We start from the raw sequence: 18,026 nt of genomic DNA, 5'->3' as shown, positions 1-18,026 counted from the left end.
AATAATCAAATGCCCGATGCGCTTTCGCTTATCGGGCCTACAAATTTGTACGGCGGGCAAGCGAAGCGCCCCCGCCAAAATAGTGTTATCAAGCGCTGCGGCGCAGCATACCTTGTTTTTTCAGCCATACCAGCAGAATGGAGATGGCGGCAGGCGTTATGCCGGAAATACGCGATGCCTGACCGATCGAAACGGGTTTGTGATCGTTCAGCTTAGCGATAACTTCATTCGACAAGCCAGAGACCTGACGATAATCCAGCGTTGCAGGCAACAGGGTGTTTTCATTGCGCTGTTGTCTTTCAATTTCTTCCAGCTGACGGGCAATATACCCTTCGTATTTCACCTGAATCTCAACCTGTTCTGCGGCCTGAGCATCATCAAGCGCGGGTGCGAACGCAGATAAAGAGGTCAACTGAGCATAGGTCATATCCGGGCGACGCAGCAGATCTTCACCGCTCGCTTCACGGGACAGAGGTGTAGCCAGGTGAGCATTCACTTCTGCTGCGGACTCCGCTAACGGATTCACCCAGGTTGATTTAAGACGTTGGCGTTCCTGTTCGATACGCTCCAGTTTCTCGTTGAAGCGAGCCCAGCGCTCATCGTCCACCAGACCCAGTTCACGACCAATTTCGGTCAGACGCAGGTCGGCGTTATCTTCACGCAGCATCAAACGATATTCAGCGCGAGATGTGAACATACGGTACGGTTCTTTGGTACCCAGCGTACACAGGTCGTCCACCAGCACGCCAAGATAAGCCTGATCGCGACGCGGTGCCCACCCCTCTTTTTCAGCAGACAAACGTGCGGCGTTCAGACCTGCCAGCATGCCTTGTGCGGCGGCTTCTTCATAACCGGTTGTACCGTTAATCTGGCCCGCAAAGAACAGACCCTGGATGAATTTGCTTTCCAGAGTAGGTTTCAGGTCACGCGGATCGAAGAAATCATACTCAATCGCGTAGCCTGGGCGGACGATTCTGGCATTTTCCATCCCCTGCATGGAGCGGACAATTTGCATCTGCACATCGAACGGCAGGCTGGTGGAGATGCCATTCGGGTAAATTTCGTTAGAGGTCAGTCCTTCCGGTTCGAGGAAGATCTGATGCTGGTTACGATCGGCAAAGCGCATCACTTTGTCTTCGATCGACGGGCAGTAGCGTGGGCCGATACCTTCGATCACGCCAGCGTACATTGGGCTACGATCGAGGTTATTGCGGATCACGTCATGGGTTTTCTCATTGGTATGCGTGATGTAACACGGCATCTGGCGCGGATGCTGAGAAGCATCACCCAGGAATGAGAAGACCGGCATCGGGTTATCGCTGTTTTGCTGGCCGAGCACGCTGAAATCAATCGTGCGCGCATCGATACGCGGCGGTGTACCGGTTTTCAGGCGGCTGACGCGCAGCGGCAGTTCACGCAGACGGCGTGACAGCGGGATGGATGGCGGATCGCCAGCGCGGCCACCGCTGTAGTTATCCAGACCAATATGAATTTTGCCGTCGAGGAAAGTCCCCACGGTTAATACGACCGCTTTGGCACGGAACTTCAGTCCCATTTGGGTTACTGCACCCACAACGCGATCGTTTTCGACAATCAGATCTTCAACCGCCTGTTGGAAGATCATCAGGTTAGGTTGATTCTCCAGCGCAGTGCGTACCGCCTGACGATAGAGCACACGATCGGCCTGAGCTCGGGTAGCGCGAACGGCTGGCCCTTTGCTTGCGTTTAGTATCCTAAACTGAATACCGGCGTGGTCGATCGCTTTTGCCATCAATCCACCAAGCGCATCCACTTCTTTTACCAGGTGTCCCTTCCCAATACCGCCAATCGCCGGGTTGCAGCTCATCTGCCCCAGAGTATCGATATTGTGTGTCAAAAGCAGGGTTTGTTGTCCCATTCGCGCCGCGGCCATTGCGGCCTCGGTGCCTGCATGACCCCCGCCAATGATGATGACGTCAAAAGGATCCTGATAAAACATGGTGATTGCCTCGCATAACGCGGTGTGAAAATGGATTGAAGCCCGGGCCGTGGATTCTACTCAACTTTAGTCGATCGAGAAAGACCTGGGATCCTGGGTATTAAAAAGAAGATCTTTTTATTTAGAGATCTGTTTTATTGTGATCTCTTATTAGGATCGCACCTTTCTGTGGATAAGGACGATCCTTTAAGTAAGATCAACAGGTTGCTGAGGATCATTAGCTGTGAATGATCGGTGATCCTGGTCCGTATAAGCTGGGATCAGAATGAAGGGTTATACACAACTCAAAAACTGAACAACGGTTGTTCTTGGGATAACTACCGGTTGATCCAAGCTTTTAACCAGAGTTATCCACATAAAAAAGTACGATCTTTACAAATCTCTGAGCAACGGATGCCACGATCCCAGCCAAATTTCAGCCGGATCTTCCGGAATTTCATGTTCCAGCACGTTGATCCTGAGTGTTTCGCCGATCTGTTTTGCCCCACAGGCCTTCAATTCGGCTTCCAGCTTGTCGATTGCGCCGCAAAAGGTGTCATATTCACGACTGCCGATCCCGATTGCACCAAAGCGCACTTGTGACAGGTCCGGCTTTTGCTCGCGTAACGCATCATATAAAGGCTGCAGGTTGTCAGGAATATCTCCCGCACCGTGCGTGGAGCTGATAATCAGCCAGATCCCGTCAGTCGGAACCTCTTCAAGCATTGGCCCATGCAGTATTTCGCTGGAAAAACCGGCGTCGTCCAGCTTTTCAGCCAGATGCTCTGCTACATATTCCGCACTGCCAAGCGTACTACCGCTGATAAGAGTGATGTCTGCCATGATCGCCCACCTTTATAAAGAGGGCGTATTGTACGCTGTGAGCGAGCTGGGATCTACCTGTGGAAAACCAGGGGATTAAAAAAACCGATCATGGCTTGATGGTGCGCATGATCGGGTTTTGCAGGACGATCAGCGTTTCCGTGGACTGAATTTCGTCAATTGTTTGGATCTTGTTGATAAGTACCTGCTGCAATGCGTCGATCGACTTGCACATCACCTTAATAAAGATGCTGTAGTGCCCGGTGGTGTAATACGCTTCGGTCACTTCATCGAGGCTTTCCAGTCTGGCCAGCGCTGACGGATAGTCTTTCGCACTTTTCAGGATGATGCCGATAAAGCAGCCGACGTCATAACCCAATTGTTTGGGACTGACATCAATCCGCGCGCCGGTAATGATCCCCGCCTGCTTCATCTTTTCTACGCGAACGTGAATTGTTCCTGGGCTGACGCCGAACTGTTTGGCTAATTCTGCGTAGGCGGTACGAGCATTTTCCATTAAGGCGTCAAGAATGCCGCGGTCCAGATTGTCGATCTGATAATTTTCCATAGGTTTTTCTTATGTAGATTAATGATTCCCTCTATTTTAGACGTAATTTTTAACGAATCAAAATCGAAGTCGGCTTTTTATTTGTTGATTATTGAATATTACCTCCATTCTGTTGCTTAATCATAGGCAACAGGACACAGGAGTACACATAATGAAAACCGCTTACATTGCCAAACAACGTCAAATTAGCTTCGTAAAATCTCATTTTTCTCGCCAGTTGGAAGAGCGTTTAGGCCTGATCGAAGTTCAGGCGCCGATCCTCAGCCGCGTTGGAGATGGCACGCAGGATAACTTGTCGGGCTGTGAGAAAGCGGTGCAGGTGAAGGTTAAAGCATTGCCAGACGCTCAATTCGAAGTGGTTCATTCACTGGCGAAGTGGAAGCGTCAAACGTTAGGACAACACGACTTTAGCGCAGGCGAGGGGCTGTACACGCACATGAAAGCCCTGCGTCCCGATGAAGATCGCCTCTCCCCACTGCACTCAGTGTATGTTGATCAGTGGGACTGGGAGCGCGTGATGGGCGACGGTGAGCGTCAATTCTCCACTCTGAAAAGCACGGTAGAGGCTATCTGGGCGGGAATTAAGGCCACCGAAGCTGCGGTTAGCAAAGAGTTTGGTCTGGCACCGTTCCTGCCGGAGCAGATCCACTTTGTTCATAGCCAGGAGCTGTTATCTCGTTATCCGGATCTTGATGCAAAAGGTCGTGAACGTGCGATCGCTAAAGAGCTGGGTGCGGTATTCCTGGTGGGGATCGGCGGTAAGCTCAGTGACGGTCACCGTCATGACGTACGTGCGCCCGATTATGATGACTGGAGTTCAGCGTCCGAGCTGGGTCATGCCGGTCTGAACGGTGATATTCTGGTCTGGAACCCGGTTCTGGAAGATGCGTTTGAGCTGTCTTCTATGGGGATCCGTGTGGATGCTGACGCCCTGAAACACCAGCTGTCTCTGACCGGTGATGAAGATCGCCTGAGTCTGGAGTGGCACCAGGCGCTGCTGCGCGGTGAAATGCCTCAGACAATTGGTGGCGGCATTGGGCAGTCGCGTCTGACCATGCTGTTGCTGCAATTACCGCACATTGGTCAGGTTCAGTGTGGCGTATGGCCGGCCCAGGTACGTGAAAGCGTCGCTTCTCTGCTGTAACAATTAACGCCGCCAGCGTCTGAGCAGGCGGCTTCGCATCCCGGTATCAAAGCGCCAGATATGATCGAAAATGCGCATGATGCCGGGTTTGCCATGTGCTGACATCGCTACCGCATGAAAACGGTGCTGGTGTACCCGCTGTAATTCACCCACTTTATTGACGACCTCATCGGGCAATCGCTGAGCGATAAAATCTGAGATCACCACCGCATCTGCATCAAACCATTCCCGACCCTGCATGCGCTCAATTATGGCGCGAAAACAGCTGGCAATATCAGTGCCGCCACGAAAGCGCTGACTTAAAAAGCGGATCGCCTGTTCGATGCCCTCCGGACCGGAAAGCTCATAGCGCACCACTTCTGTTGAAAACAGCATAATGAAACAGCGCCGGTTATCGGCAAGGGCAACGCGCATTAGCGCCAGGCAAAAGGCTTTCGCACACTGTTCATTAAATCCACCCATCGATCCCGAGGTATCAACGCAGACGATAAAAGGCCCGCGCGGCTGCTCGTCAAAATCCTGATGCACCACCGGACGTTCCGTTACTTTCTCACGCCATGCTTCGCCGTGCAGGCGGTAGGTGAGCAGTTGCTTTTCCACCAGCCGTCGGTAGAACTCGTATTCCAGTTCGGTAATGCCCAGCGTGGCCAGCTCTGGCGGTAGCAGGCGCAGGATATCGTCACTTTGCTGGATGCCATCCACCTGCTCCGGGACGGTTGCCGGTTCGCGCACCAGGGTACGGAAGGTTTCCATTGGCGCATCTTTACGCGGCACGGATTTCGCCTCTCTGGAACGACCTAACTGCTCGGCCAGGCGCTGGAGTTCGGGTTGTTGCGTCAGAAATTCGCCGTATTTCACCATCAACTGATAATCACCGCGCTTGATTTGGCCCGCGCTCATATCCCACAACCGGCCTGCTGCGTTGTCATTTTCTGCCAGTACAGGTTCCAGTTGCCCGCTGAGGGTCATCCGTTCTTGTACTTCACTGAGCAAATGCTCGCGCTCTTCTTCCAGCAGTTGCTGATTCAGCGTTGTGGTTTGCACCACCAGGCTCAGGCGCCAGCGCTGGAGAAAAAGCGTATGTAGGGCGGGCGTAAAGGTGCTGTTGTCATTGACCAGTTGCTGCGCTTGTCCGGCCCAGGGCGAATGGAGGCGGTGCAATAGGGATAATATTTGCGGTAGCTGAACGATAAACTGCGCATGAGAGAGGAGCTGGCTTTGTTGATAGCACATAACCTCCTCCATCAGCTCCGGCGGTACATGGGTATCTTTGAGGCGGCTACGCAATGATTCACGCCAGCGGGGAATGTCGTCAGTGATCGCTTTTTTAAGGCGAGGAAATTTTTTAAAAAATACCACCATCTTTGGGGAAGCCAGCAGGGCGACGATCATCTCTTCGATCATCGCCTCTTCGCTGACTGCCAGCATGATGTTGAGCGTATCAAGGGTCAGCATTGTTGCGCCTGGCGGATTTGCGCCCCGACATCCTGCAGGCTGGCCTCAATGAGGCCTAACCAGTCGCTATGAATAAACAGGCATTTTTGCTGTTCGCTGAATGCGCTGTGCTGCTGATGCCACTCATTATCGAGCGCTTCAAGCTCCTGTTTTATCTCTGCGGGCATACTCTCTTGCGAAGCACCCGGCAGCGCCAGGCGAGAACCTTGTAAACTGACATCGCGTACAACCAGATGCTGTGCGCTATCGACTTCCATATTCAGCGTTTGGGCAAAGCCGATCCCGTTTAGTTTTCCGCGGATCTCACCGCCTTTTGTTAGCCACAGTTCCAGCGCGCCACGTTCGAAAGCTATATGGATAACCTCCATATCATGCAGTTTTAAAGGCTTTTGCAGCAGTAATGTCACGACCGAAGACGAGGCTTCTGGCGGTAAATCATAATGAGGACGACGGCTGAACATTCCGCCCTGGCGGATCACCGTGAACGCCGTTTTATCGCTTTGCTGCTGCTGGAGCTGAATGCGGCGCTGCACAATGCTGCCCAGGCGCGTCAGCATGGCTTGCTGTTGCCAGGCGTGTCCGGTCATCAATATTTCAAGCTGCTGTTGCATCAGATTCAAGCTTTGTGCGTCGTACCACAGGCAATCTTTCAGCAGGATTAGGTCGATAGGTACTACCGCATCGCGTCCGCTAAAGAAAGCGCTGGCCTGGAGTAGGCGGATCGCTTTTTTCCAGCGACGATCGGACACATAAGGTGCATTCGGTAACACGTCCAACTGCTGGCGCAGCGTGAAAATGAGCTCAAACACGCGATCGGGAAGCTTGATCGCACCAATGTCTTTTTGCCACTGGTGATACTCTTCATCCGTCACCTGCAATGATGCCGGGACCGGATTGTCGCTTTCATCCTGCTGACTTAACAGCATGGAGCGGAAATTGGCTTTGTCCTGAACTTTATCCAGCCACAGCCGAATCAGCATACGGTCGTACAGCGCTTCCAGGCTGCTGTCGGCTTCAGGCAGTTCGTTGGAAGCCGCCACCAGCAGACGCATCGGAATTTTTTCTTCATACGCGCCGTTACGGAAGTGACGTTCGTTAATGGCGGTCAACAGGGTGTTAAGAATTGCCGGGCCTGCTTTCCAGATTTCATCGAGAAAAACGATTTCAGCTTCAGGAAGATAGCCCGCCGTTAAGCGTTCATAGCGACCTTCGTCTTTTAACGCCTGAATGGACAGCGGACCAAATACCTCTTCGGGCGTAGAGAAGCGCGTCATCAGGTATTCAAAAGCGCGTGCATTTTGGAAGGCAAACTTCAGTCGGCGGGCAATTAAGCTTTTTGCGATCCCCGGGGGACCTAATAAGAAAACGCTCTCGCCGCTGAGTGCTGCCAGCAGACACAGACGAATGGCGTGGCTACGTTCATAAAGTCCCTTTTCCAGCGCATTGCTCAGACGGGAAATTCTTTCCGCTAATAAATGTGGGTGAGCCATAATGAAGTGGCGTCCTTTCGCCAAATGTACTGCATAAACTGCGAGTATAGATGCTTCACACCATTGCAGTAATAGACTGAAGGTGCGCTTATTTTTCTTTGAGCCAGATTAATCTGGTCTCATTTAGGGGTACGATTTTGTGATTAATCGTGCATACTGTGCGCCTTTTTGTGGGCCAAGGGACGACGCACACATTTCTTATATATACACCAAATCAATCAAGCTGCACCAAGGCGGCAATGGAGTTTTCTTCTGGGATGGGGGGAATAACGAATGCAGCCCACACGGAGTGGCTTGAGAGATGATGTGTATAAACGAAAGACGAGTCTATGAGCACTGATAATAAACAATCATTGTCTGCGATTACCCTTGCGGCCATTGGGGTTGTCTACGGTGATATTGGTACCAGCCCACTTTATACGCTTCGTGAATGTTTGTCCGGCCAGTTTGGTTTTGGCGTTGAACGTGATGCCGTATTTGGTTTTCTCTCGCTGATTTTCTGGCTGCTGATCTTTGTTGTCTCCATTAAATACCTGACGTTTGTCATGCGCGCAGATAACGCCGGAGAAGGTGGGATCCTGACGCTGATGTCATTGGCCGGGCGCAATACCTCGGCGCGAACAACCTCCATGCTGGTCATTATGGGATTGATAGGCGGCAGCTTCTTCTATGGTGAAGTGGTGATTACGCCAGCCATTTCGGTGATGTCTGCAATTGAAGGTCTGGAGATCGTTGCCCCGCAACTGGATACCTGGATTGTTCCGCTCTCAATAATTGTGCTGACCCTGCTGTTTTTGATTCAAAAACACGGTACCGGCATGGTCGGTAAGCTGTTTGCGCCGATTATGCTGCTATGGTTCCTGACGCTCGCGGTATTAGGTGTGCGCAGTATTATTGGCAATCCGGAAGTGCTGCAGGCGCTCAATCCGTATTGGGCGGTGCATTTCTTCCTCGAATTCAAAACGCTGTCCTTTATCGCGCTGGGTGCGGTGGTGCTGTCGATTACCGGTGTTGAAGCGCTGTATGCGGATATGGGCCACTTCGGTAAATTGCCGATTCGTCTGGCATGGTTCTCCGTGGTATTGCCTTCACTGGTGCTGAACTATTTTGGGCAGGGCGCGTTGCTGTTAAAGCATCCTGAAGCGATCAAAAACCCGTTTTTCCTGCTGGCGCCGGACTGGGCATTAATTCCATTGTTGATCCTCGCCGCGCTGGCAACGGTCATCGCCTCTCAGGCGGTTATCTCCGGCGTCTTCTCGCTGACGCGTCAGGCCGTACGTCTGGGGTATTTATCGCCGATGCGTATCATCCATACCTCGGAAATGGAATCGGGCCAGATTTACATTCCTTTCGTTAACTGGATGCTCTATTTTGCGGTAGTTATCGTGATTGTGAGCTTTGAACACTCCAGTAATCTGGCCGCGGCGTATGGGATTGCGGTAACGGGGACGATGGTACTGACATCTATTCTGTCTACCACCGTGGCGCGCAAAAACTGGCACTGGAATAAATACTTCGTCTTCCTGATCCTGGTGGCGTTCTTGTGCGTCGATGTTCCGCTGTTCTCTGCGAACCTCGATAAGCTTATTTCTGGCGGTTGGCTGCCTCTGACGCTGGGTCTGGTGATGTTCACCATCATGACCACCTGGAAAAGCGAACGCTTCCGTCTGCTGCGTCGCATGCATGAGCACGGTAACTCTCTGGAGGCGATGATTGCTTCTCTGGAGAAATCGCCACCGGTACGCGTGCCGGGAACGGCGGTGTATATGTCCCGCGCACTGAACGTCATCCCGTTTGCGCTTCTGCATAACCTCAAGCATAACAAGGTGCTGCATGAGCGCGTTATTCTGCTGACGCTGCGTACGGAAGATGCGCCCTATGTTCACAACGTGCGTAGAGTGCAGATTGAGCAGTTATCGCCCACCTTCTGGCGCGTGGTGGCCAGCTACGGTTGGCGCGAAACGCCGAACGTGGAGGAAGTGTTCCATCGCTGCGGTCTGGAAGGCTTAAGCTGTCGGATGATGGAAACGTCCTTCTTCATGTCGCATGAGTCGTTGATTGTAGGCAAGCGGCCATGGTACCTGCGTCTGCGCGGCAAGCTGTATCTGCTGCTACAGCGCAACGCGCTGCGCGCGCCGGACCAGTTTGAAATCCCACCGAACCGGGTTATTGAGCTTGGTACTCAGGTAGAGATTTAATCTCATCGACGCCCTCTTTCATCGCGAAAGGGGGCGTTTTGTTTTGCCCCTCTCAGTTTTCATTTCATCAAATGATAATCCTTGCGAAACGTTTCGATGGCGATCACATTTTCGTAACGTCGCGGTGGTTTTCTGTCCACTCTTCGCACTACACTTATCTCCAGCGAAACGTTTCGCTAGTGGGGAAAGAAAATGAAGAAAGGCACGGTACTCAACTCTGAAATTTCAACGGTGATCTCCCGTCTGGGGCATACCGATACGCTGGTGGTGTGTGATGCAGGTTTACCCATCCCGAACAGCACAACGCGTATTGATATGGCATTAACCCAGGGCGTACCTTCTTTTATGCAGGTACTGGATGTGGTCACACGTGAAATGCAGGTCGAGGCAGCCATTCTCGCGTCGGAAATTAAACAACATAATCCGCAACTCCACGAAACGTTGCTCAGCCACATTGAGCAACTGCAACAACACCAGGGAAACACCATAGAAATTCGTTACACCACGCATGAACAATTCAAAAAACAAACCGCAGACAGTCAGGCGGTAATTCGCAGCGGAGAATGTTCTCCGTATGCGAATATCATTCTCTGTGCTGGCGTCACGTTCTGAGGCCATCATGAACGCATTACTGCAACTCAAAGGGATCGATAAAGCGTTCCCGGGCGTAAAAGCGCTATCCGGCGCCGCGCTGAATGTCTACCCTGGCCGCGTAATGGCGCTGGTGGGCGAAAACGGCGCGGGCAAATCCACCATGATGAAAGTGCTGACCGGGATCTATACCCGTGATGCCGGTTCTTTATTGTGGCTGGGGAAAGAGACCACCTTTAACGGCCCGAAATCCTCCCAGGAAGCCGGAATCGGTATCATCCACCAGGAGCTGAACCTGATCCCGCAACTCACTATCGCCGAGAACATTTTTCTTGGCCGCGAGTTTGTGAATCGCTTTGGCAAAATTGACTGGAAGAAGATGTACGCCGAAGCCGATCTGCTGCTCGCCAAACTGAATCTGCGCTTTAAAAGCGACAGACTGGTTGGTGAGCTGTCGATTGGCGATCAGCAGATGGTCGAAATTGCCAAAGTGCTGAGCTTTGAATCGAAGGTCATCATTATGGATGAACCGACGGATGCCCTCACCGATACCGAAACCGAATCCCTGTTCCGCGTCATCCGCGAACTGAAATCCCAGGGACGCGGCATTGTCTATATTTCTCACCGTATGAAAGAGATCTTCGAGATTTGCGACGACGTAACCGTCTTCCGTGACGGGCAGTTTATTGCCGAACGTGAAGTTGCCTCGCTGACTGAAGACTCGCTGATTGAAATGATGGTGGGACGTAAGCTGGAAGATCAGTACCCGCGCCTGGAAAAAGCGCCGGGTGATATTCGCCTGAAGGTCGATAACCTGTGCGGTCCTGGCGTAAACGATGTTTCGTTCACGCTGCGTAAAGGCGAGATCCTTGGCGTATCCGGGCTGATGGGGGCCGGACGTACCGAACTGATGAAAGTGTTGTACGGCGCATTGCCGCGCACCAGCGGTTACGTCACGCTTGATGGCCATGAAGTGGTTACCCGTTCGCCGCAGGATGGGTTGGCTAACGGCATCGTCTATATTTCTGAAGACCGTAAACGCGATGGCTTAGTGCTGGGCATGTCGGTGAAAGAGAACATGTCACTGACCGCGCTGCGTTATTTCAGCCGCGCCGGTGGAAGCCTTAAACATAAAGATGAGCAGCAGGCGGTGGGTGATTTTATTCGTCTGTTTAATGTTAAAACGCCATCAATGGAACAGGCTATCGGCCTGCTGTCCGGTGGTAACCAGCAGAAAGTGGCGATTGCGCGCGGTCTGATGACCCGGCCAAAAGTGCTGATCCTTGATGAACCAACGCGCGGCGTTGACGTTGGGGCCAAGAAAGAAATCTATCAGCTTATCAACCAGTTTAAGGCTGACGGGCTGAGTATCATTCTGGTCTCCTCTGAGATGCCAGAAGTATTGGGCATGAGCGATCGAATTATCGTTATGCATGAAGGGCATCTCGGCGGTGAGTTCACTCGCGAGCAGGCCACTCAGGAAGTATTAATGGCTGCCGCTGTGGGCAAGCTTAATCGCGTGAATCAGGAGTAAAAAAGATGACTACCCAGGCTGTTTCTGGTCGCCGTTATTTCACTAAAGCATGGCTTCTGGAGCAAAAGTCGCTCATCGCTCTGTTAGTGCTGATCGCGATTGTTTCCACCATGAGCCCTAACTTTTTTACCGTTAATAACCTGTTCAACATTCTCCAGCAAACGTCGGTGAACGCCATCATGGCCGTTGGCATGACGCTGGTCATCCTGACGTCGGGTATCGATCTGTCCGTCGGTTCCTTGCTGGCGCTTACCGGCGCGGTTGCGGCTTCAATTGTAGGGATTGAGGTCAATGCGCTGGTGGCTGTTGCTGCAGCCCTGGCGCTCGGCGCTGCCATTGGCGCAGTCACCGGGGTGATTGTTGCGAAAGGCCGGGTGCAGGCGTTTATTGCAACGCTGGTGATGATGCTGCTGCTGCGCGGCGTGACCATGGTGTACACCAACGGCAGTCCGGTTAATACCGGATTTACTGACAATGCCGATGTGTTTGGCTGGTTTGGTATTGGTCGTCCGTTAGGCATCCCTACGCCAGTGTGGATCATGGGGATTGTCTTCCTGGCGGCGTGGTACATGCTGCACCACACTCGTCTGGGCCGTTATATCTACGCGCTGGGCGGTAACGAAGCGGCAACGCGTTTGTCCGGTATCAGCGTCAGTAAAATCAAAATTATCGTTTACTCACTGTGCGGTCTGCTGGCATCGCTGGCGGGCATCATTGAAGTCGCGCGCCTCTCCTCCGCACAACCGACGGCAGGTACTGGCTATGAGCTGGATGCTATCGCAGCGGTGGTGTTAGGCGGTACCAGCCTGGCGGGTGGTAAAGGACGTATTGTTGGGACGCTGATCGGCGCATTGATTCTTGGTTTCCTCAATAATGGTTTGAATTTGTTAGGTGTATCCTCCTATTACCAGATGATCGTCAAAGCGGTGGTGATTTTGCTGGCGGTACTGGTAGACAACAAAAAGCAGTAACAACGATTACAGGACATCTTAAATATGAACATGAAAAAACTGGCTACCCTGGTTTCTGCTGTTGCGCTGAGCGCCACCGTGAGCGCGAATGCGATGGCGAAAGATACCATTGCGCTGGTGGTCTCCACCCTCAACAACCCGTTCTTTGTTTCTCTGAAGGATGGGGCGCAAAAAGAGGCGGATAAGCTGGGTTACAACCTGGTGATTCTGGACTCGCAGAACAATCCGGCGAAAGAGCTGGCTAACGTTCAGGACTTAACGGTTCGTGGAACTAAAATTCTGCTGATCAACCCGACTGACTCTGATGCCGTTGGTAATGCTGTGAAGATGGCTAACCAGGCAAAAATTCCGGTTATTACCCTTGACCGTGTTGCCTCCAAAGGCGAAGTGGTAAGCCACATCGCGTCTGATAACGTGTTGGGTGGCAAAATTGCGGGTGATTACATCGCGAAGAAAGCAGGTGAAGGCGCGAAAGTTATCGAACTGCAGGGGATTGCCGGAACTTCAGCGGCGCGTGAGCGTGGCGAAGGTTTCCAGCAGGCCGTTGCGGCACACAAATTTAACGTACTGGCCAGCCAGCCGGCAGACTTCGACCGCACCAAAGGTCTGAACGTCATGCAGAACCTGCTGACCGCGCATCCTGATGTGCAGGCCGTATTTGCCCAGAACGATGAAATGGCGCTGGGTGCGCTGCGCGCACTGCAAACCGCGGGTAAATCTGATGTGATGGTGGTTGGATTTGACGGCACTCCAGATGGCGAAAAAGCAGTAAATGATGGCAAACTGGCTGCGACCATTGCTCAGCTGCCGGATCAGATCGGCGCGAAAGGCGTTGAAACTGCGGATAAAGTCCTGAAAGGCGAGAAGGTTCAGGCTAAATATCCGGTTGACCTGAAGCTGGTCATCAAGCAGTAATACCGATTCAGGTCGCTCGCGGCCTGATGGAGACATAAATACGCCATCCCCGTATCTGATTTTGGGGATGAAAGCGTAAAAAGAAAAGCAGGGCACGCGCCACCCTAACCCGGTGGCGCACTTTGACTTGGAACACCAAATATGAAAACCGCAGGCAACCTCGTTGTTCTTGGCAGTATCAATGCCGATCACATCCTTAACCTTAACTCTTTCCCGACACCTGGTGAAACCGTAACAGGTAGCCATTATCAGGTCGCATTTGGCGGTAAAGGCGCGAATCAGGCTGTTGCTGCGGGTCGTAGTGGCGCGAATATCGCATTCATTGCCTGTACGGGCGATGATGATATTGGCGAAAGTGTGCGTAAACAGTTAGCCAAAGACAACATCGATATTGCGCCGATTAGCGTAATTTCGGGGGAATCGACCGGAGTGGCGTTGATTTTTGTGAATGGTGAAGGTGAGAACGTTATCGGCATTCATGCCGGAGCGAACGCAGCTCTTTCGCCAGCGCTGGTGGAAGCGCAGCATGAGCGTATTGCTCAGGCGTCCGCCTTACTTATGCAGTTAGAATCGCCGATCGAAAGCGTACTGACTGCAGCAAAGATTGCACATCAAAATAAGACCATGGTCGCCCTGAACCCGGCACCGGCACGTGAACTTTCTGATGAACTGCTGGCGCTGGTGGATATTATTACCCCGAATGAAACCGAGGCTGAAAAGCTGACGGGGATCCGGGTCGAAAATGATGAAGACGCGGCCAAAGCGGCGCAGGCATTGCACGCTAAAGGTATCCATACTGTACTGATTACTTTAGGTAGTCGCGGTGTGTGGGCCAGCGTTAATGGTGAAGGTCAGCGTGTGCCCGGTTTTAAAGTGGAAGCCGTTGATACTATTGCCGCTGGAGACACCTTTAATGGCGCGTTAATTACAGCGTTGCTGGAAGAGACTCCGCTGCCTGAAGCGATCCGTTTTGCGCATGCCGCTGCGGCGATTGCGGTTACCCGTAAAGGCGCACAGCCTTCCGTTCCGTGGCGCGAAGAAATAGAAGCGTTTTTAAGTCAACAGAGGTAACGCTTGGCTACAATGAAGGACGTCGCCCGCCTGGCGGGTGTTTCCACGTCGACGGTTTCTCACGTCATTAATAAAGATCGCTTTGTCAGTGAGTCCGTCACTGACAAAGTAGAAGCTGCAATTAAAGCGCTTAACTACGCGCCCTCCGCGCTGGCGCGTAGTCTCAAGTTAAACCAGACCCGCACGATTGGCATGTTAATCACTGCCAGTACCAATCCCTTCTATTCTGAACTAGTGCGCGGCGTTGAACGTAGCTGTTTTGAGCGCGGCTACAGCCTGGTGCTGTGCAATACCGAAGGCGATGAACAGCGCATGAACCGTAACCTGGAAACTCTGATGCAAAAACGTGTGGACGGCTTGTTGCTGCTCTGCACCGAAACACATCAGCCTTCCAGAGAGATAATGCAGCGTTATCCTTCTATACCGACCGTGATGATGGACTGGTCGCCTTTTGATGGTGAAAGCGATCTGATTCAGGATAACTCCTTGCTGGGCGGGGATTTAGCCACGCAACATCTTATCGAAAAAGGTTTTACGCGCATTGCCTGCATCACCGGGCCGCTGGATAAAACCCCGGCGCGTTTGCGTCTGGAAGGATATCGGGCAGCAATGAAGCGGGCGGGGTTGTCTGTCCCGGAAGGCTACGAGATTACCGGTGACTTTGAGTTCGGCGGCGGCTTTGAAGCTATGCAAACGTTGCTGTCGCATAAACAGCGACCGCAGGCTGTTTTTACCGGCAATGATGCTATGGCAGTTGGCGCGTATCAGGCTCTGTACCAGTCAGGATTGCGCATTCCGCAGGATATGGCTGTGGTGGGTTACGATGATATCGAGCTGGCGCGCTATATGACGCCGCCCCTGACGACCATCCACCAACCAAAAGATGAATTGGGCGAACTGGCCATCGATGTATTAATTCACCGGATGGCGCAGCCAGCATTACAGCAACAGCGTTTGCAGCTTACTCCTGTTCTGATGGAGCGGGGGTCGGTTTAGGTTTGTGCCGATCTTTGATCAGGTTACGTCCATCTTTGGCTTTTAGCAGCATGAACATCAGCGCGGATATTACCGTGATAGCGCCCATCGTCATAAAGGTGTAGTGGAACTGTTCGACCGTATTGGTTCCTTCCATACCTTCATAGATACGCAGAACGGCGGCGCTGATGGCAACCCCTAAACTGATTGATAACTGCTGAGTAACGGCCAATACGCTGTTGCCGCTGCTGGCGTTTTCATCGGTCAGATCCGCCAGAGTGATGGTATTCATTGAAGTAAACTGGGTGGACATCGCCATACCTAAAATGAACAACGGCAGGATTAGCATCCAGATCGGCATGGCAGGAGATTGCAAAGCGAACTGCGCAATCATCAGGCCGATAAATACCGTAACACCCACCAATGTGGTCCTGTAGCCGAGTTTGCGCAGTACCTGCGTCACCATGGATTTTGCCAGAATTGAACCTAACGCTGTTGGCGCCATCATGCAGCCGGCTATCAGAGCCGGATATCCAAATCCTACCTGCAACATCAGCGGCATTAAGAAGGGCACACAGCCTGTACCCAGGCGAGTGGCGAGGTTTCCGGCGATCCCAACAGAAAAGGTCCGAGTCTTAAATATCGGAAGCGATATCAGCGGCGTTGGGTGGCGACGCGCATGGCGAATATAGGCGAGTAGTAACAACACACTGGCAAGAATAATACCGAGTGCGACCCAGGTCTCGACAAGCTTCTCACCGAACAATTCAACGCCGCTGGAAAACAACACCAGGCTCAAACCAAACAGAAAGAAACCGGTCATATCAAAACCGCGGCGTGGTGTGGTGAAGTTCGGCATATATTTGCGGGCATAGAAGATACCGGCAATGCCAATTGGAATATTAATCAGGAAGATCCAGTGCCAACTGGCCCATGTAACCAGTACACCGCCCAATACCGGACCTAAAATCGGCCCCACAAGTCCTGGCATGGTGACGAAGTTAAGCACGGGAAGCAGTTCGCTGCGGGGGTAAGCACGCAATAACGCCAGACGGGCAACGGGCATCATCATGGCGCCACCGATCCCCTGAATGACACGGAAAATCACCAGCTCGCTTAAGGAACTGGACAGCGCACAGGCCAGCGATCCCAACGTAAACAGGCTAACGGCAATCATAAAGACGCGTCGGGTACCAAATCGGTCTGCCAGCCAACCACTTACCGGGATCAGCATCGCGACAGTCAGGGTATAGCTGATAATGGCCGACTGCATGGCGAGTGGAGAGCGGTTAAGACTATGTGCTATTGCGGGTAGGGCGGTATTGAGGATCGTGGCGTCTAGTGCCTGCATAAAAAAGGCCATGGCTGCTATCCACGGTAGCCCGGCCATACTGCGTGATTTCTTTTCTGACATATTATTTATCCGGTAGCACGTTCGGTGCTATCAGCAATGCCTGACAGGCAGCAAAGGCGCGATCGCCATCGTTATCATCTATTGCATCGACAATGGCCTGGTGCAAATCCAGTTTCACCACATCGTTATAGGTAATAGAGGTAAAGTAGGTCTGGTAAACCGAATGGAACAGAGATGCAAAGGAAATAAGGAACGGATTCGCACTCATTTCATAGATGTGCTCATGCCAGGCGATATCAACCTCAATCCAGCGTTCGCGTCTGAAGTTTCTTTTCAGCTCGACCATCTCTTCCATCAGCGTGTTGAGGTGCGCTTTCTGTTCAGCCGTACCTATGGTCGCTGCCAGTAAGCACGCCTGAGGCTCCAGGCTGATACGCATCACCAGAAAATGTTTAATGACCTGCGGGAAATTATCTTCTGTCATCCACCAGGTGAGCAGCTCCTGGTCAAGGAAGTTCCAGTTTGCTTGCGGCATGACGCGTGTGCCAATACGTGGGCGCGGTAATACCATACCTTTTGCCGTTAATGTTTTTACTGCCTCTCTTACCGCGGTGCGACTCACGCCAAACTGATCGCCTAGCTCTATTTCGCCAGGCAATATCGCACCCGGCGCGTATTCACCTTTTAATATTCGCTGAGCCAGCTTTTCGGCCAGAACGTAGGACAAGTTTTTCTGTGCGGCTAGCTGTTGGGCATTTAACGGCATGAATGTTCTTCCTTACTCTTTTTCTTATTCATTAGTATGCCACCTGGAAGTGTGATTGCGGCTGCAAAAACGGCAATTTGCTTATTTTATGGCATGTTAATGGTTGTTTTGATGAAAAAACACGCACTCGGAAAGTTATTTTAAATTTCCCCTTGTCAGCCTGAAATAACTCCCTATAATGCGCCTCCACTGACACGGAACAACGGATTACAAGC

Annotated in this window: 15 protein-coding genes; 8 read left to right on the top strand and 7 right to left on the bottom strand. The window is 52.1% G+C overall.

Annotation, left to right across the window (positions count from 1 at the left end):
* Positions 1-88: 88 nt before the first annotated feature.
* The 3 genes from mnmG to asnC all read right to left on the bottom strand — a co-directional run bounded on the left by mnmG (position 89) and on the right by asnC (position 3,347).
* Positions 89-1,978 carry a tRNA uridine-5-carboxymethylaminomethyl(34) synthesis enzyme MnmG gene (gene mnmG, locus OGX83_RS19950; RefSeq protein ID WP_003827014.1) on the bottom strand — a complete coding sequence of 630 codons (1,890 nt, stop codon included), beginning with the start codon at positions 1,976-1,978 and terminating at the stop codon, positions 89-91.
* 372 nt (positions 1,979-2,350) lie between these two features.
* Positions 2,351-2,800 carry an FMN-binding protein MioC gene (gene mioC / locus OGX83_RS19945; RefSeq protein ID WP_003827013.1) on the bottom strand — a complete coding sequence of 150 codons (450 nt, stop codon included), beginning with the start codon at positions 2,798-2,800 and terminating at the stop codon, positions 2,351-2,353.
* A gap of 88 nt (positions 2,801-2,888) precedes the next feature.
* Positions 2,889-3,347 carry a transcriptional regulator AsnC gene (gene asnC, locus OGX83_RS19940; RefSeq protein WP_003023780.1) on the bottom strand — a complete coding sequence of 153 codons (459 nt, stop codon included), beginning with the start codon at positions 3,345-3,347 and terminating at the stop codon, positions 2,889-2,891.
* Between the two features lie 151 nt (positions 3,348-3,498).
* Between asnC and asnA the strand changes: the two genes are divergently transcribed.
* Positions 3,499-4,491, top strand: coding sequence for an aspartate--ammonia ligase (asnA, locus tag OGX83_RS19935; RefSeq protein WP_003827009.1), 993 nt, complete (start codon positions 3,499-3,501; stop codon positions 4,489-4,491).
* Between the two features lie 3 nt (positions 4,492-4,494).
* Here the strand turns inward: asnA and viaA are convergent, their stop codons facing one another.
* Positions 4,495-5,946: an ATPase RavA stimulator ViaA gene (gene viaA, locus OGX83_RS19930; RefSeq protein ID WP_008786554.1), complete on the bottom strand. Its 1,452-nt coding sequence runs from the start codon at positions 5,944-5,946 to the stop codon at positions 4,495-4,497.
* On the bottom strand, positions 5,940-7,436 hold the full coding sequence (gene ravA / locus OGX83_RS19925; RefSeq protein WP_234692999.1) for an ATPase RavA: 1,497 nt from the start codon (positions 7,434-7,436) through the stop codon (positions 5,940-5,942). The genes viaA and ravA overlap by 7 nt, the downstream gene beginning before the upstream one ends.
* 329 nt (positions 7,437-7,765) lie before the next feature.
* Here ravA and kup point away from each other — a divergent pair, with 329 nt between their 5' ends.
* The 7 genes from kup (at position 7,766) to rbsR (ending at position 15,712) form a co-directional block, all read left to right on the top strand.
* Positions 7,766-9,634, top strand: a complete 1,869-nt coding sequence (kup, locus tag OGX83_RS19920) for a low affinity potassium transporter Kup (RefSeq protein WP_003827003.1) — start codon at positions 7,766-7,768, stop codon at positions 9,632-9,634.
* A 192-nt stretch (positions 9,635-9,826) separates the two neighbouring features.
* Entirely contained in the window at positions 9,827-10,246 is a 420-nt protein-coding gene (gene rbsD / locus OGX83_RS19915) for a D-ribose pyranase (RefSeq protein WP_003827001.1), read from the top strand.
* Between the two features lie 7 nt (positions 10,247-10,253).
* Positions 10,254-11,759 carry a ribose ABC transporter ATP-binding protein RbsA gene (gene rbsA / locus OGX83_RS19910; protein ID WP_003023764.1) on the top strand — a complete coding sequence of 502 codons (1,506 nt, stop codon included), beginning with the start codon at positions 10,254-10,256 and terminating at the stop codon, positions 11,757-11,759.
* Positions 11,760-11,764: 5 nt separating this feature from the next.
* Positions 11,765-12,730 (top strand): ribose ABC transporter permease, encoded by a 966-nt coding sequence (gene rbsC / locus OGX83_RS19905; protein ID WP_045449027.1) that lies wholly within the window; start codon positions 11,765-11,767, stop codon positions 12,728-12,730.
* 24 nt (positions 12,731-12,754) lie between these two features.
* Positions 12,755-13,645 (top strand): ribose ABC transporter substrate-binding protein RbsB, encoded by an 891-nt coding sequence (gene rbsB / locus OGX83_RS19900; RefSeq protein WP_003023760.1) that lies wholly within the window; start codon positions 12,755-12,757, stop codon positions 13,643-13,645.
* A 141-nt stretch (positions 13,646-13,786) separates the two neighbouring features.
* Positions 13,787-14,716: a ribokinase gene (gene rbsK, locus OGX83_RS19895; protein ID WP_003826997.1), complete on the top strand. Its 930-nt coding sequence runs from the start codon at positions 13,787-13,789 to the stop codon at positions 14,714-14,716.
* A 3-nt stretch (positions 14,717-14,719) separates the two neighbouring features.
* A complete protein-coding gene (rbsR, locus tag OGX83_RS19890; RefSeq protein WP_095533112.1) occupies positions 14,720-15,712 on the top strand; it encodes a ribose operon transcriptional repressor RbsR in 993 nt (330 codons plus the stop codon).
* Here rbsR and mdtD read toward each other — a convergent pair.
* On the bottom strand, positions 15,678-17,105 hold the full coding sequence (gene mdtD / locus OGX83_RS19885) for a multidrug transporter subunit MdtD (RefSeq protein WP_008786557.1): 1,428 nt from the start codon (positions 17,103-17,105) through the stop codon (positions 15,678-15,680). The two genes, rbsR and mdtD, sit on opposite strands and share 35 nt — an antisense overlap.
* 1 nt (position 17,106) lies before the next feature.
* Positions 17,107-17,811: a FadR/GntR family transcriptional regulator gene (locus OGX83_RS19880; RefSeq protein ID WP_003023753.1), complete on the bottom strand. Its 705-nt coding sequence runs from the start codon at positions 17,809-17,811 to the stop codon at positions 17,107-17,109.
* Positions 17,812-18,026 lie beyond the last annotated feature (215 nt).

Origin of the sequence: Citrobacter sp. Cpo074 (assembly GCF_030332745.1) — a bacterium.
In the GTDB taxonomy this organism is placed as follows: Bacteria; Pseudomonadota; Gammaproteobacteria; order Enterobacterales; family Enterobacteriaceae; genus Citrobacter; species Citrobacter portucalensis.
Note: the sequence above shows the minus strand (reverse complement) of the source record. Positions and strands in the feature narration are given on the sequence as shown.

Bases quoted from the DNA above. Each gene is read 5' to 3' on its own strand.
- mnmG (WP_003827014.1), bottom strand. From the start codon at position 1,978: ATGTTTTATCAGGATCCTTTTGACGTCATCATCATTGGCGGGGGTCAT.
- mioC (WP_003827013.1), bottom strand. From the start codon at position 2,800: ATGGCAGACATCACTCTTATCAGCGGTAGTACGCTTGGCAGTGCGGAA.
- asnC (WP_003023780.1), bottom strand. From the start codon at position 3,347: ATGGAAAATTATCAGATCGACAATCTGGACCGCGGCATTCTTGACGCC.
- asnA (WP_003827009.1), top strand. From the start codon at position 3,499: ATGAAAACCGCTTACATTGCCAAACAACGTCAAATTAGCTTCGTAAAA.
- viaA (WP_008786554.1), bottom strand. From the start codon at position 5,946: ATGCTGACCCTTGATACGCTCAACATCATGCTGGCAGTCAGCGAAGAG.
- ravA (WP_234692999.1), bottom strand. From the start codon at position 7,436: ATGGCTCACCCACATTTATTAGCGGAAAGAATTTCCCGTCTGAGCAAT.
- kup (WP_003827003.1), top strand. From the start codon at position 7,766: ATGAGCACTGATAATAAACAATCATTGTCTGCGATTACCCTTGCGGCC.
- rbsD (WP_003827001.1), top strand. From the start codon at position 9,827: ATGAAGAAAGGCACGGTACTCAACTCTGAAATTTCAACGGTGATCTCC.
- rbsA (WP_003023764.1), top strand. From the start codon at position 10,254: ATGAACGCATTACTGCAACTCAAAGGGATCGATAAAGCGTTCCCGGGC.
- rbsC (WP_045449027.1), top strand. From the start codon at position 11,765: ATGACTACCCAGGCTGTTTCTGGTCGCCGTTATTTCACTAAAGCATGG.
- rbsB (WP_003023760.1), top strand. From the start codon at position 12,755: ATGAACATGAAAAAACTGGCTACCCTGGTTTCTGCTGTTGCGCTGAGC.
- rbsK (WP_003826997.1), top strand. From the start codon at position 13,787: ATGAAAACCGCAGGCAACCTCGTTGTTCTTGGCAGTATCAATGCCGAT.
- mdtD (WP_008786557.1), bottom strand. From the start codon at position 17,105: ATGTCAGAAAAGAAATCACGCAGTATGGCCGGGCTACCGTGGATAGCA.
- OGX83_RS19880 (WP_003023753.1), bottom strand. From the start codon at position 17,811: ATGCCGTTAAATGCCCAACAGCTAGCCGCACAGAAAAACTTGTCCTAC.